The sequence below is a fragment of the Janthinobacterium sp. SUN026 genome, from assembly GCF_030397625.1.
Taxonomy (GTDB): Bacteria; Pseudomonadota; Gammaproteobacteria; order Burkholderiales; family Burkholderiaceae_D; genus Janthinobacterium; species Janthinobacterium kumbetense.
Genome location: NZ_JAPQNU010000010.1, coordinates 1 through 13,752, shown reverse-complemented (window position 1 = coordinate 13,752; position 13,752 = coordinate 1). Strand labels below are relative to the sequence as shown.

The following is a 13,752-nucleotide window of genomic DNA, read 5'->3' as shown; positions in this document are numbered from 1 at the left end:
TGCTGTCCTCATGGCAAAATGCTACAGTGCAATTGTGCTGACCTTCCTGCTTCCGGAGCCCTCCCATGTTCAAAGACCTGAGTATCAAGAATAAACTGTACCTGGGCTTCGGCTCCATCGTGGCCATCATCCTGATCTTGCTGGGCGTGGCCTACAACAGCTTTTCGCGGCTGTCGGAAGCCAATGCATGGGACCGGCACACGATGGAAGTGCTGGTCGAGATCGACAAGATTCACAATTCCATCCTGCAAATCCAGGTGGAAGCGCGCGGTTTCATCCTGACCGGCAACGAAGCTTCGCTGACGCCGGAAACCGATGAAACAGGGGTGCTGAGCCAGCACACGCAAAAAGCCATCAGCATGACGGTGGACAACAAAGTGCAATCGGAACGCTTCCGCAAGATCGACCAGCTGAGCAGCACCTGGGTCAAGGAGTGGATCACCCCCCTGATCGAGAAACGCCGCGCGCTGGGCAATGCGCCGGGCGCCACGGAAACGGTGGCGCGCCTGCTTCCGCCGGCCGGCTCGCCCGGCATCGTGCAGGCCAACAAACTGCTCGACGAAGCCGCCGCCGAAGAAAACCGCTTGCTGGCCGAGCGCACGGCCACGTCAAGTCGCCTGCAGGAAACCATGCTGCTGACCTTGGCGCTGGGCGGCGTGCTGTGCGTGGTGCTGGCGCTGGGCATTTCCTTCGTCCTGGCCAAGGCCATCCTCGGCCCGCTGAACAGCCTGACGGATGCCGTCGGGCGCATCGCCGGCGGCGAGCAAGGCGCACGCGCCGCCATCATTTCGCGCGACGAGCTGGGCAAGGTGACGGAAGAGTTCAACCGCATGGCGCAAACCATCCAGGACAACCAGGCCAATGAACTGGCCGCCACGAATAGCTTGCGCGCCAAGGTCGATTCCCTGCTGGAAGTGGTGTCGAAGGCGGCCTCGGGCGACCTGACGGGCAAGGTCGGCATCACGGGCAACGACGCCATCGGCCAGCTGGGCAACGGCCTGGCGAAGATGTTTGAAAACCTGCGCAGCCTGCTCAACAATGTGCAAAAGGCCGGCATCCAGGTGACGACGTCCGCCACGGAAATCGCCGCCTCGGCGCGCCAGCAGGAAGCCACGGGTATTGAGCAAGCGCAAACCAGCGTGGAAATTCTCAGCACCACCAAGGAAATCTCGGCCAACACGAGCCAGTTGCTGAAAACCATGGAAGACGCCACCGCCGTGGCCGACTACACGACGAATGCCACGGCCGAAGCGCAAAACAACCTCAAGCGCATGGATTCGACCATGCAGCACATGGTCTCGGCCACCGATTCCATCAACGCCAAGCTGGCGGCCCTGTCGGAAAAAGCCAGCAATATCAATAGCGTACTGATCACCATCACGAAAGTGGCCGACCAGACCAACATCCTGTCGCTGAACGCCGCCATCGAGGCGGAAAAAGCGGGCGAAGCGGGCCGCGGCTTTTCCGTCGTGGCGACGGAAATCCGCCGCCTGGCCGACCAGACGTCCGTCTCCACCTGGGATATCGAGCAAATGCTCAAGGAAATGCAGTCGGCCGTGTCCGCCAGCGTGATGGGCATGGATAAATTCTCGGAAGAAATTCGCCGCAGCGTGGGCGAGGTACGCCAAGTGGCGGAACAATTGTCGTCCGTGATGGACCAGGTGCAAAAACTCACGCCGCAATTCGATGCCGTGCTGCAAGGCATGCAGTCGCAGGCGATCGGCGCGTCGCAAATTTCCGACACCATGATGCAGCTCAACGACGCCACGCAACAGACGGTGGAGTCGCTGAAGGCCACCAGCGAAGCGGTGCACCAGCTGCAATATGCGGCGGGCGACCTGCAGTCGAGCGTGTCGACCTTCGCCGTCACCATCTGATCCCATGAAAGTGCTGCTCTTTCACATCGGACGCGACCGCTATGGCCTGCCCCTGGCCGGCATCGTGCGCGTCTTGCCGCTGCTGGAGCTCAAACAGTTGCCGCTCACGCCAGACTACGTGGCCGGCCTGATGGACTTGCACGGCACGCCCGTGCCCGTGATCGACCTGTCGCGCCTGGCCGGGCTGCCGGCCGCCGCCGCGCAATTCGACACGCGCATCGTCATCGTCGACTACCGCGCGCCTGGCGGCACCACGCATGCGCTGGGCTTGCTGGCCACGCAAGTGCGCGGCATCGCCGACATCGCGGCGGACAAGCTCGAGGATAGCGGCGTGGCCACGGCGCCGTTCCTGGGCCAGGTGGCGAGCGACGCCGACGGCATCGTGCAGCTGGTGGAACTCGAACACCTGCTGCCGCCGGACGTGCGCGCGCTGCTGTTTCAAGACGCGGGCGCGGCATGACGGCCCAAGCCCTGCTGCGCCGCGCGACCGGCCTGTCCGTTTCCAAAGCCGTGGCCGAGCGGGCCGTCGGCCAGCGCATGGAGCAAACGGGCTTCAGCGATAGCGAAGCCTACCTGCAAGCGCTCACGCCGGCCGAAATGACGCAATTGATCGAGCTGGTGGTGGTGCCGGAATCGTGGCTGTTCCGCGACCCGCAGGCGTTCTACGCCACCGTCGAACTGGTGCAGGAACGCTGGGCGCGGGGGCGCGCCACGCGCATCCTGTCGATCCCGTGCGCGGGCGGCGAGGAACCGTATTCGATGGCCATGGCGCTGCGCGACGGCGGCGTGCCGAAACAGGCGTTCAGCATCGACGCGTATGACCTGAGCCCCGGCTGCATCGAGCGGGCGCAGGCCGGCGTGTATGGCCGCAACGCCTTCCGCGCGCAGGACGTGGCCTTCCGCGAGCGCTATTTCACGCACGTGGCCGACGACGCCTACCGCATCATCGACTCCTTGCGCGAGCAAGTCACCTTCAGGCAGGGCAATCTGCTGCAATTCGATACCGCCACCTACAGCCGCCATTACGACGTCATCTTTTGCCGCAACCTCTTGATTTACTTCGACAAACCGACCACGCGTGCGGCCATCCACAACCTGTCCGCCCTGCTGGCCGACGACGGCATGCTGCTGGCCGGCTATGCGGAAGTGCCGTCGTTCTGCCAGAACGGCTTTGCGCCGCTGCAGTTCCGCCAGGCCTTCGCCCTGAAGAAGGAAACGGCGGCGCCGGCCAGCCCCGTGCAGGTGGCGCCGCTGCCGGCAGCGCGCCCCCTGCGCAGCGTGCCGCCCGCGCCAAGGCGCGCTGCCGCTGCCGCCCCTGCCGCCGCGACAGCGCCGCGCACGCGCCCCGTGTCCGTGCCATCGCCGGCGCCGGCGCCGGCCGCGCAAGCCGATTTGCTGGCCGAAGCGCGCCTGCTGGCCGACCGTGGCCAGTTGCGCGAAGCGGGCGAAAAATGCCACGCCCACCTGGCGCGCGTGCCCGAGGCGGCGGAAGCGTATTTCATGCTGGGCATCATCAATGAACTGGCCGGCAAGATGGACCTGGCCGACGATTACTGGCGCCGCTGCATCTACCTGCAGCCCGACCATTACGAGGCGCTGTGCCACCTGTCGCTGCTGGCCGAACGCAATGGCAACCACACGGCCGCCGCCACCCTGAAGGCGCGCGCAGCGCGCATCTACCAGCGCCGCCAGGCGTCCAACTAAGGGGCAAGCATGACCAACCTCATCGCCACCGAGTCCCCCGACGCCATCGACGACTGCTGGAACCATATCGGCGTGGTCGGCGACCAGAGCTGCCCCAGGCTGCCGGCCAACGTGCATTGCCGTAACTGCGACGTGTATGCGGGCGCCGCCCAGCGCAACCTGCAGCGGCCCGTGGATGAACACTACCAGCGCGACTGGGCCAGCCACTTCCGCCAGATCGATGCGGGCGGCGAGGTGCGCGACAGCTCGGCGCTGGTATTTCGCATCGGCCGCGAATGGCTGGCGCTGCCCACGCGCGTGTTCGACTCCGTGGCGCCGCAGGCCAAGCCGCACGTGCTGCCGCACCGCGGCGGGCGCGGCCTGGCGGGCATCGTCAATATCGGCGGCAAGCTGTATCCGTGCATGTCGCTGGCACACTTGCTGGGCATCGACGAACAGGGCGCGCCAGCGGCGCGCGGCCGCCACACCTTTGCGCGCCTGCTGCTGATGCGCTGGGAAGAACAGGCTTACGCGCTGCCCGTGGCCGACCTGCACGGCATCGTGCGCTATGCATCGAGCACCGTGCAAGCGCCGGCGGCCACCATCAACAAGGGCCTGTCGCGCTATCTGTCCGGCGTCATCACCGAGGGCGACATGCGCATCGGCTGCCTCGACACGGCGCTGATCGGCTTTCAACTTGCGAGATTATTACGATGAGCCAGGACCAGCACGGCGACCTGAGTGCCTTTTCCATGCTGGACCTGTTCCGCATGGAGGCGGACAGCCAGACCCAGATCCTCACCGACGGCTTGCTGGCCATGGAGCGCCATGCGGGCGATGCGGCCGCCGTCGAAGCGATGATGCGCGCGGCGCACTCGATCAAGGGCGCCGCCGCCATCGTCGGCCTGCAAGTGGTGGTGCAGCTGGCGCACGGCATGGAAGACAGCTTTGTCGCCGCCCAGCACGGCCGCCTGAAACTCACGCCGGAGCGGGTCGACGTGCTGCTGTCGGGCGTCGACCTGATCGTGCAGCTGTCGCGCCTGGACGACGCAGGCGCCGAAGCGTGGCTGGCCGCCAATGCGGCGCAGATCGACCAGACCCTGAACGCCATCGCCGGCATCGCCGACCTGCCCGAATTGCCGGCCCTGCCCTCGGCGCCCGTGCCAGCGCCGGCAGCGGCGGCGCCACAGGCTCCCGTGGCGGGAGAGGACGCGGAAGCGGAAGCGGCAGAAGCTGCCGCGCCCGCGCCGCGTACAGGTGCCGCACCGGCCAAGGCCCAGGCGCAGAATTTCGACAAACTGCTGTCGCTGGCCAGCGAATCGCGCATCAATGCGCACCAGATGCACCCGTTCATCGGTGCCTTGCAGCGCTTCAAGCGCAACCAGAGCAGCCTGTTTTCCGCCATCGAGCACCTGCACGAAGCCATTGCCCGTTCGGGCGACGCGGGCCTGATGGAAAAATCCCTGCTGGCGCTGCAAAAGACCCAGCCCCTGAAGCAGTTCATGCTCGAACACATCGCCGACATCGAAACCTATGAACGGCGCTTGCTGGCCGTCTCGCAAGGCATGGTCGACGAAGTGCTGGCGCTGCGCATGCGCCCTTTCCGCGACGGCATCCACGCCTTCCCGCGCATGGTGCGCGACCTGGCGCGCAGCCTGGGCAAGGAAGTGCAGCTGGAGATCGAAGGCGAAGACACCCTGGTCGACCGCGATATCCTGGCGAAGATCGAAAGCCCGCTGAACCACATGCTGCGCAATGCCATCGACCATGGCATGGAAGGCCCGTACGAGCGCATCGACGCGGGCAAGGAAGCGCTGGGCACGATACGCATGGAAGCGCGCCACCGCGCCGGCATGCTGAGCATCGAAATCAGCGACGACGGGCGCGGCGTCGACCTGGAAAAGATCCGCCAGTCAGTCATCGAGCGCAAGATGGCCAGCCCCGCCATGGCCGCTGCGCTGTCGCCGGGCGAGCTGCTGGAATTCCTGTTCCTGCCCGCCTTCAGCCTGAAGGCGACGGCCAATCAATTGTCCGGACGCGGCGTGGGCCTCGACATCGTGCACGAGACGATACGCCAGCAAAACGGCACAGTGCGCCTGGAATCGGAGCCGGGCCGGGGTTTCCGCGCCCTCATCACCCTGCCGCTGACGCAATCGATCGTGCGCGCGCTGGTGATCGACATCCAGGGCGAAGCCTACGCCATCCCCATCGTCAAGGTGGAAAGCGTGGTGCGCGTGCCGCAGGCGGCCATCCATACCCTGGAAAACAAGCAGTTCTTCGAACTCAAGGGCGAGCATCTGGGCCTGGTCTCGGCGGCGCAGGTGCTGGAGCTGGGTGAAGCGGCCAACCAGGCCGAGGACTTGCCCGTGGTGGTGATCGGGCGCGGCAAGCAAAGCTATGCCCTGGTGGTCGACGCCATCCGCGGCGAGCAAAGCCTGGCGGTGCAAGCCATCGATCCGATCTTCGGCAAGATGCGCGACATTTCCGCCGCCGCCCTGCTCGATGACGGCGAGCCGGTGCTGATCCTCGACGTGCCCGACCTGCTGCTGTCGATCGACAAGCTGCTGCACGAGGGCGGCCTGCGCCAGCTGGCGCAGGCGGGCCATGCGCAGCAGCGCCGCGCCAAGCGCATCCTCGTCGTCGACGATTCGCTGACGGTGCGCGAAATGGAGCGCAAGCTGCTGCTGGCGCGCGGCTTCGAGGTCGACGTGGCCATCGACGGCATCGACGGCTGGAACGTCGTGCGCAGCGGCGAATACGACCTGGTGATCACCGACGTCGACATGCCGCGCATGGACGGCATCGAGCTGGTTTCGCTGATCAAAAAGGACTTGCACCTGCACAAGCTGCCGGTGATGATCGTCTCGTACAAGGACCGCCCGGAAGACCGCGCGCGCGGCCTGTCCGCCGGCGCCGACTATTACCTGACCAAAGGCAGCTTCCACGACGAGACCTTGCTCGACGCGGTGGCCGACCTGATAGGAGATGCCCGCTTATGAGTTGTACTTCATGAAAATTGCCATTGCCAACGATGTCGCCATGGCCGCCGAGGCCCTGCGCCGCGTGGTGGCCAGCACGCAGGAACACCAGGTGCTGTGGATCGCCCGCACGGGGCTCGAAGCCGTGCGCATGTGCGAGGGCAACCGTCCCGACCTGATCCTGATGGACCTGAACATGCCGGAGATGGATGGCGTCGAGGCGACGCGCCTGATCATGGAGCAAAGCCCGTGCGCCATCCTGGTGGTCACGGGACGTCCGCAAGACAATGTCAACCAGGTCTTCCGCGCGCTGGGCGCGGGTGCGCTCGACGTCACGGCCACCCCCGTGCTGCAGGGGCAAGTGGGCGGCGACAGCGAACTGCTGGCCAAGATCAAGACCATCGGCAAGCTGATACGCCACAGCGCCGAAACGCCGCCGCCACGCCAGGCGAACGGCAATGGCGGCGAACGGGGCGACGGGCAAGTTACCACGCTGGTGGCCATCGGCGCCTCGACGGGCGGCCCTTCGGCCGTGGCCAAGGTGCTGTCCGGCTGGACGGCGCCGCCCGGTTGCGCCATCGTGGTGGTGCAGCATATCGATGAAACCTTCGCCTCGCACTTCGCCAAATGGCTCGATGACCAGCTCAGCATGCCCGCGCGCGTGATCGTCGAAGGCGATGAACTGGTGTCCGGCACGGTACTGATCGCCAAGACCAATGATCACTTGCTGCTAGATCAAAATTATCGTTTGGGTTACGATGCAGCACCACGCGAGTATGTTTACCGCCCGTCCGTCGATGTCTTCTTCAACTGCGTGGCGCAGCACTGGCGCGGCGACGCCATCGGTGTATTGCTCACAGGCATGGGGCGTGACGGCGGCGATGGCTTGCTGGCCATGCGCCGTGCCGGCAAGACGACCATCGCGCAAGACCAGGCCAGCAGTGCCGTGTACGGCATGCCGCGCGCGGCGGCCGAACTCGATGCGGCGCAGCACATCCTGCCCCTGGATAGAATAGGCGCCAGCCTGCGCAGCCGCCTGGGCGCCAAACTCAACAATGGGTGGGAGCCCTCCCCTAACATCTGAAAAGAATGCAATGCCAGAATTCTCCTCCAGTTTCAGCCAGCATGAGCCCGCATTGACCGAATTCAAGGTCAGCGTGCTGCTGGTGGACGACCAGTTGATCATTGCCGAGGCAGTACGGCGCATGCTCAGCGACCAGCAGGATATCGAATTTCATTACGTGACCGACGCCACGCAGGCGCTGGACACGGCGCTGCGTTTGCAACCGACCGTCATCCTGCAAGACCTGGTAATGCCAGGCATCGACGGCTTCGCCCTGATCCAGCTGTACCGCGAAAACGCGGCGCTCGCGCATGTGCCGGTGATCGTGATGTCGGCCAAGGATGACCCGAAACTGAAGGCGCACAGCTTTGCCGTCGGCGCCAACGATTATGTGGTGAAATTGCCGGACCGCCTGGAGCTGCTGGCGCGCATACGCTACCATTCCAACGCGCACATCAGCCGCCTGCAGCGCGACCAGGCTTTTCGTTTCCTGCGAGAAAGTCAAAAGAACCTGGCCGACGCGAATATTGAATTACAGAAACTCGCCGCCCTCGATGGCTTGACGGGCATCGCCAACCGCCGCCGCTTCGATGAAACCTTGCAATTCGAATGGCAGCGGGGCCAGCGCGACAAGACGCCGTTGAGCTTGCTGTTTTGCGATATCGACCATTTCAAAAGCTATAACGACCACTTTGGCCACCTGGCGGGCGACCTGTGCCTGAAAAAAGTCGCCGCCGTGCTGACGGAACATTTGAAGCGCCCGGCCGACCTGGCCGCCCGCTACGGCGGCGAAGAGTTCGCCCTGATCCTGCCGGAAACGGAAGCGGCTGGCGCGTTGCTGATCGCCGAAGCGTGCCGGCGCCACCTGGAAGGCTTGCAGATCGAAAATCCAGCGGCAAGCACGGGCATCGTCACCATCTCGATCGGCGTGGCCACCATCGTGCCCTCGCCGGACTCGACGGTCGAGCAATTGATCAACCGCGCCGACCAGGCCCTGTACGCGGCCAAGCGCGGCGGACGCAACAGCGTGCTGAGCGCCGCTGACGTCCAGGACTGATTTTTAACAGCAAGGAAAGTGAAGCATGAGCACACAACTGGACAATGTCAGCGTCGTCAAGAAGTCGAATATCTACTTTGACGGCAAATGCGTCTCGCACAACGTCATCCTGGCCGATGGCACGAAGAAAAGCGTGGGCGTGATTTTCACGTCATCGTTGCGCTTCAACACGGGCGCGCCGGAAATCATGGAAATCGTCGGCGGCCTGTGCAAGGTACGCCTGGCCGACGCGACAGAATGGGACAGCTATGGCGCGGGCCAGGAATTCAAGGTACCGGGCAATAGCTATTTTGATATTGAAACTGTCGAAACCGTAGATTACGTCTGCCACTTCGGCTGATCCACGCAGAAAAAACGTCCATGGCTGCGTTGCCCTGAACATTTTTTCAAGCGCGGATTGACTATTTAGTTTAGATAAACACAGGCTCGGGCGACAGGCGCACGCCATATTTCGCCTCTACATCATCCTGTATCGCTGCCGCCAGCCGGGTAATGTCCGCGCCACGAGCGCCGCCATTATTCACCAGAACCAGCGCCTGCTTGGGATACACTCCCGCGGGCCCCAGGTTTTTCCCCTTCCAGCCGCACTGATCGATCAGCCAGCCGGCCGCCAGCTTTTCCGTGCCATCGGGCTGCGCATGGTGTACCAAGGTAGGGAAACGTTCCAACAAGGCAAGACATTGCTCTCGTGACACCACGGGATTCTTGAAGAAGCTGCCCGCATTGCCTATGACAGCCGGATCCGGCAATTTTCTCCGGCGGATCGCCATCACCGTGTCGGCCACCTGTTGGGGGGTCGGCTCGGCAATATTGCGTTCGGTCACGGCCTGCGCCAGTTCCGCATAGCGCAAGTTCGGCTGCCACTCGGCCGGCAAGGCAAACGTGACTTCCAGCACGATCAGTTCGCGGCCGTCCGCCTGCTTGAAGATGCTGTCGCGGTAAGCGAAACGGCAAGCATCGCGGTCCATGTCGAAGACGATGCCGCTGCCACTGTGCATGACGCTCACGCTGTGCAGATAATCCTTGATTTCAACGCCATACGCGCCAATATTCTGGATAGGCGCCGCGCCCACCGTGCCGGGAATCAGGGACAGGTTTTCCAGCCCGCCCACGCCTTGCGCCAGGGTCCACTGCACGAAATCGTGCCAGTTTTCGCCGGCTGCGGCAGTGACGAGTATCGTCTCGAAATCCGCCTGCGCCAGGCGCATGCCGCGCGTGGCCATGTGCAGCACGGCGCCGGGAAAGTCGCCCGTCAGCACGATGTTGCTGCCGCCGCCCAGTATCAGGCGCGGCATGGCGGACAGGGCGGGATCTTGCAGTGCGGCGTGCAATTCGGCCTGCGAGGTGATGCGTACGTAGGCGGCCGCATTGGCCGCGATGCCGAAGGTATTCAGGCGCTGGAGGGAGTAATTGTGTTCGATGGTGAGCTCTGCAGACATGGGATCGGGAAATTTTGCTCGATTATAGAGCGAAAGCGACAAAAAACCACCTCAGGACAAGGGCGACTTGCCCGTTGTCCGTTAAAATGTCGCATCTTTAACAGGGCCGTCCCATGGCGCAGAATGAGCCGCCAAGGCCCAGCGCGCCGAGCGTGCGCTCGCTTTAACAAGAAAAGGAACAGACCATGCCGTCATTTGATGTAGTCTCCGAAGCCGATATGATCGAAGTCAAGAATGCAGTCGAGCAATCCAACAAGGAAATCACGACCCGCTTCGACTTCAAGGGCAGCGACGCCCGCGTCGAACACAAGGAAAACGAGTTGACCGCGTTCGCGGACTCGGAATTCCAGCTCAGCCAGGTGCGCGACGTGCTGACCAACAAATTGACCAAACGCAAGGTCGATGTGCGCTTCCTCGACGAAGGCGACATCAAGAAGATCGGCGGCGACAAGGTCAAGCAGATCATCAAGATCAAGAATGGCATCGAATCGGATGATGCCAAGAAAATCGTGCGCGTCATCAAGGACAGCAAGATGAAAGTGCAAGCGAGCATCCAGGGCGAAGCCGTGCGCGTCACGGGCGCCAAGCGCGACGACCTGCAGGCGGCCATGGCCATGCTGCGCAAGGACGTGCCCGACATGCCGCTGGAATTTAACAATTTCCGCGATTAATTTCGATGATGCGCACGCTGCGGCCTGCGCTTGCACCGGCATGGCGGCAAGCTGCCTCGGAGCGCTTGCGCGCTTGGGGTAGAATTGAAGCTGCGCACAGCTACATGCGCCCGCGCGCCTGACCGGCAGCGGGCTTGACCGTACATCTGGCTCAGTGATAACCACGGTAGTCTAAGGATAGCAATGAAACGTGTTGATGATTTCCGCCTGCGATTTGGCAAAAAAGAATATGTGCCCATCATGATAGGCGGAATGGGTGTGGATATTTCCACGTCGGAGCTGGCCCTGGAAGCGGCCCGGCTGAACGGTATCGGCCATATCTCCGATGCCATGGTGGAAGACGTGTCGGATCGCCGTTTCGACACCACCTTCGTCAAAGACAAGACGAAACTGTACAAGTTCAACATCAATAACAGCGACAAGGCCGTGGTGCAGTTCGACCTGGGCCGCCTGGCGGAAGCGCAGCGCCTGCATATCGGCCGCACCATGGAAGCGAAAAAAGGCGATGGCTTGATCTTCGTCAATTGCATGGAAAAGCTGACGATGAACGGCCCCCGCGAAACCTTGCGCGTGCGACTGAATGCGGCGCTGGACGCGGGCATCGACGGCATCACCCTGTCGGCCGGCTTGCACTTCGGTTCGTTCGCCTTGATGGCCGACCATCCGCGTTTCCGTGATGCCAAGCTGGGCATCATCGTCTCGTCCGTACGCGCCTTGCAGATTTTCCTGCGCAAGAACGCCAAGCTGGACCGTTTGCCCGACTTCATCATCGTCGAGGGCCCATTGGCCGGCGGCCATCTGGGCTTCGGCATGGACTGGGCCAATTACGACCTGCACACGATCACGGCGGAACTGCTGGCCTACCTGAAGGCCGAACAGCTGGATATCCCGCTGATCGCCGCTGGCGGCATCTTCACGGGCAGCGATGCCGTTTCCTTCCTGGAAGCGGGCGCGGCTGGCGTGCAAGTGGCGACGCGCTTTACCGTCACCAAGGAATGCGGCTTGCCAAACAAGGTCAAGCAGGAATACTACAAGGCCTCGGAAGAAGACATCATCGTCAATGGCGTCTCGCCGACGGGCTACCCGATGCGCATGCTGAAGAACACGCCCGCCATCGGCGCCGGCATCCGTCCAGGCTGCGAATCGTATGGCTACCTGCTCGACGCGACGGGCAACTGCGCGTACATCAACTCGTACAACCGCGAAGTGGCGGCCCATCCGGAGCAAAAAACCGTCGTCGTGATGGACAAGACTTGCCTGTGCACGCACATGCGCAACTTCAACTGCTGGACCTGCGGCCACTACACCTACCGCCTGAAGGACACCACGCATAAGCTCGACAACGGCGAATACCAGATCCTGACGGCCGAACACGTCTTCAAGGATTACCAGTTCAGCGTCGACAACCAGATCGCCCTGCCGGAAAAAGAAATCCTGGTGGCAAGCTGAATCTTGCCAGCCTGAAATAAAAATGGCGCAGCCTGCGAAGGCTGCGCCATTTTTTTATGCGGGGAACATGTCCCGCAAGGCCCGCTCGATCACGTCAAAGCTGGGCCGCTGCAATGCTTCTTCCTGCAGGCAATCTTCCATCATGACATGCAAGGCCGGCAAAGGCGTCGCACAATGCGCGATCAATTCGCCCAGCAGCACGCCAAAGGCCCGCGCCTCTATGCCCTGCAACACGTCCCCGTGCAGCGAGCCCGGCGCAAACATGGACGCCGCGCCAAAGTCGCCCAGCAGGCAGGCGCCGGCATCCGCATGCAGGATATTGTGGGCATACAGGTCGCCGTGCACGATACCGTGCGCATGCAACTGGCGCACGGCCGAGGCGATGCCATGGGCAATCGCCAGCGTTTGCGGAATATCAAAGCGCGCGCCATCGGCATACACATCGCGCGTACACGATTCCAGGCTCGGCGGTCCGGCCAGGTTGCGGAAGGCCGCGTCCACGAGCGGCATGACAAGTCCCAGCGCTCCTTGCGGATGTGCATCGAGCGTCCCGAGGATGGGAATCAGGTTCGGATGGGCACCGGCGCCGACACAGGCGGCCATTTCACTACGCGGCAAGCCATCGCTCGTCATGGCCCCCTTGAACACTTTGACGGCGACCTCATCGGCACCATCCAGGCGGGCACGGTAAATCACGCCCGATGCCCCCTCGCCCAGCTGCTGCGCCAATACCAGGCGCTGCCACGCGACGCCCGCTGCGGCTGAACCGGCCAGGGCCGCCAGTTCCCGCGCTTCCGTGAAGGGATTGCCCGCATACGCCAGCCAGCTCAGGCGTGGTAGGGATAGCAGACAGTCGGGCAGCGCCGTGAAACGGTTGGCGGCGATGCGCACTAGTTCCAGACGGCGGCAGTTCGCCAACGAAGCGGGCAAGCTGTCCAGGCAATTTCCCGCCAGCATGAGTTTCTGCAATTGTCCGCACTTGCCCAGCTCCTCCGGCAAGGTTTCGATGGCATTGTCGGTCAGGGTCAGCCAGCGCAGCCTGGATGGCAAGGCTGCGGCCGGCACGTGGCGTATCCGGTTCGCCTTGAAACCGATCATTTCCAGCGCAGGACAGGAACCGAGCACGGCCGGCAAGCTGGTGAACAGGTTGTCCGAGCAAAAAATGATGCGCAGCTTGTGCAGGCGTGGCAAATCGTCGGGAAGCGTGGAGAGCGCATTGCCGGACAGGTCGAGGATTTCCAGGCTGTCGGCGAGGTCGAAGATTTCGCGAGGGAATGCCGTCAAGCCGCAGGACAGCTTCAGACGGCGCAGGCCGGCCAGTTGGCCAGCGCGTAATTGCTCCAGTGTATGCACAGCAGACAAGATATCCCTTTCAAGCTAGCACGCGATCGATGCCATGCATAAAATCATTGGACGTAAAAAAACCCCAACCGGATCACCGGAAGGGGTTTTTTCGAATAACAAGCCTGACGATAACCTACTTTCACACTGGTTGCAGCACTATCATCGGCGCAAAGTTGTTTCACGGTCCTGTT

General features: G+C 63.0%; 12 protein-coding genes. 10 read left to right on the top strand and 2 right to left on the bottom strand.

The annotated features are described in order from the left end of the window. Window positions 1-65 precede the first annotated feature (65 nt). From OX459_RS27320 to OX459_RS27285, 8 genes are read left to right on the top strand one after another with little or no spacing between them, the layout of a single operon-like run. Window positions 66-1,877 carry a methyl-accepting chemotaxis protein gene (locus tag OX459_RS27320; RefSeq protein ID WP_099665019.1) on the top strand — a complete coding sequence of 604 codons (1,812 nt, stop codon included), beginning with the start codon at window positions 66-68 and terminating at the stop codon, window positions 1,875-1,877. A 4-nt stretch (window positions 1,878-1,881) separates the two neighbouring features. Beyond that, entirely contained in the window at window positions 1,882-2,337 is a 456-nt protein-coding gene (locus tag OX459_RS27315) for a chemotaxis protein CheW (RefSeq protein ID WP_289907381.1), read from the top strand. Further along, window positions 2,334-3,581, top strand: coding sequence for a protein-glutamate O-methyltransferase CheR (locus OX459_RS27310; protein ID WP_289907380.1), 1,248 nt, complete (start codon window positions 2,334-2,336; stop codon window positions 3,579-3,581). Before OX459_RS27315 ends, OX459_RS27310 begins: the two co-directional genes overlap by 4 nt. Before the next feature lie 9 nt (window positions 3,582-3,590). Then, on the top strand, window positions 3,591-4,277 hold the full coding sequence (locus OX459_RS27305; protein WP_099665022.1) for a chemotaxis protein CheW: 687 nt from the start codon (window positions 3,591-3,593) through the stop codon (window positions 4,275-4,277). After that, window positions 4,274-6,559, top strand: a complete 2,286-nt coding sequence (locus OX459_RS27300; protein ID WP_289907379.1) for a hybrid sensor histidine kinase/response regulator — start codon at window positions 4,274-4,276, stop codon at window positions 6,557-6,559. Before OX459_RS27305 ends, OX459_RS27300 begins: the two co-directional genes overlap by 4 nt. Window positions 6,560-6,569: 10 nt before the next feature. Next, entirely contained in the window at window positions 6,570-7,622 is a 1,053-nt protein-coding gene (cheB, locus tag OX459_RS27295) for a chemotaxis-specific protein-glutamate methyltransferase CheB (RefSeq protein ID WP_251350948.1), read from the top strand. Window positions 7,623-7,632: 10 nt separating this feature from the next. Beyond that, complete coding sequence (locus OX459_RS27290; protein ID WP_289907376.1) at window positions 7,633-8,658, top strand: diguanylate cyclase; 1,026 nt, start codon at window positions 7,633-7,635, stop codon at window positions 8,656-8,658. A 25-nt stretch (window positions 8,659-8,683) separates the two neighbouring features. After that, window positions 8,684-8,998: a pyrimidine/purine nucleoside phosphorylase gene (locus OX459_RS27285; RefSeq protein ID WP_289907375.1), complete on the top strand. Its 315-nt coding sequence runs from the start codon at window positions 8,684-8,686 to the stop codon at window positions 8,996-8,998. 70 nt (window positions 8,999-9,068) lie between these two features. Here the strand turns inward: OX459_RS27285 and murB are convergent, their stop codons facing one another. Further along, complete coding sequence (gene murB, locus OX459_RS27280) at window positions 9,069-10,097, bottom strand: UDP-N-acetylmuramate dehydrogenase (RefSeq protein WP_289907373.1); 1,029 nt, start codon at window positions 10,095-10,097, stop codon at window positions 9,069-9,071. Window positions 10,098-10,282: 185 nt separating this feature from the next. Here murB and OX459_RS27275 point away from each other — a divergent pair, with 185 nt between their 5' ends. Together OX459_RS27275 and OX459_RS27270 are read left to right on the top strand one after the other, a co-directional pair. Then, on the top strand, window positions 10,283-10,768 hold the full coding sequence (locus tag OX459_RS27275; protein WP_034759416.1) for a YajQ family cyclic di-GMP-binding protein: 486 nt from the start codon (window positions 10,283-10,285) through the stop codon (window positions 10,766-10,768). A gap of 183 nt (window positions 10,769-10,951) precedes the next feature. Next, window positions 10,952-12,217, top strand: a complete 1,266-nt coding sequence (locus OX459_RS27270; protein ID WP_070277935.1) for a nitronate monooxygenase — start codon at window positions 10,952-10,954, stop codon at window positions 12,215-12,217. 54 nt (window positions 12,218-12,271) lie between these two features. Here OX459_RS27270 and OX459_RS27265 read toward each other — a convergent pair whose 3' ends face one another. Beyond that, window positions 12,272-13,570 (bottom strand): leucine-rich repeat-containing protein kinase family protein, encoded by a 1,299-nt coding sequence (locus tag OX459_RS27265; protein ID WP_289907477.1) that lies wholly within the window; start codon window positions 13,568-13,570, stop codon window positions 12,272-12,274. Window positions 13,571-13,752 lie beyond the last annotated feature (182 nt).

Coding starts and splice junctions, on each gene's coding strand:
- OX459_RS27305 (WP_099665022.1), top strand. CDS start 3,591: ATGACCAACCTCATCGCCACCGAGTCCCCCGACGCCATCGACGACTGC.
- murB (WP_289907373.1), bottom strand. CDS start 10,097: ATGTCTGCAGAGCTCACCATCGAACACAATTACTCCCTCCAGCGCCTG.
- OX459_RS27320 (WP_099665019.1), top strand. CDS start 66: ATGTTCAAAGACCTGAGTATCAAGAATAAACTGTACCTGGGCTTCGGC.
- OX459_RS27310 (WP_289907380.1), top strand. CDS start 2,334: ATGACGGCCCAAGCCCTGCTGCGCCGCGCGACCGGCCTGTCCGTTTCC.
- OX459_RS27270 (WP_070277935.1), top strand. CDS start 10,952: ATGAAACGTGTTGATGATTTCCGCCTGCGATTTGGCAAAAAAGAATAT.
- OX459_RS27275 (WP_034759416.1), top strand. CDS start 10,283: ATGCCGTCATTTGATGTAGTCTCCGAAGCCGATATGATCGAAGTCAAG.
- OX459_RS27290 (WP_289907376.1), top strand. CDS start 7,633: ATGCCAGAATTCTCCTCCAGTTTCAGCCAGCATGAGCCCGCATTGACC.
- OX459_RS27315 (WP_289907381.1), top strand. CDS start 1,882: ATGAAAGTGCTGCTCTTTCACATCGGACGCGACCGCTATGGCCTGCCC.
- cheB (WP_251350948.1), top strand. CDS start 6,570: ATGAAAATTGCCATTGCCAACGATGTCGCCATGGCCGCCGAGGCCCTG.
- OX459_RS27285 (WP_289907375.1), top strand. CDS start 8,684: ATGAGCACACAACTGGACAATGTCAGCGTCGTCAAGAAGTCGAATATC.
- OX459_RS27300 (WP_289907379.1), top strand. CDS start 4,274: ATGAGCCAGGACCAGCACGGCGACCTGAGTGCCTTTTCCATGCTGGAC.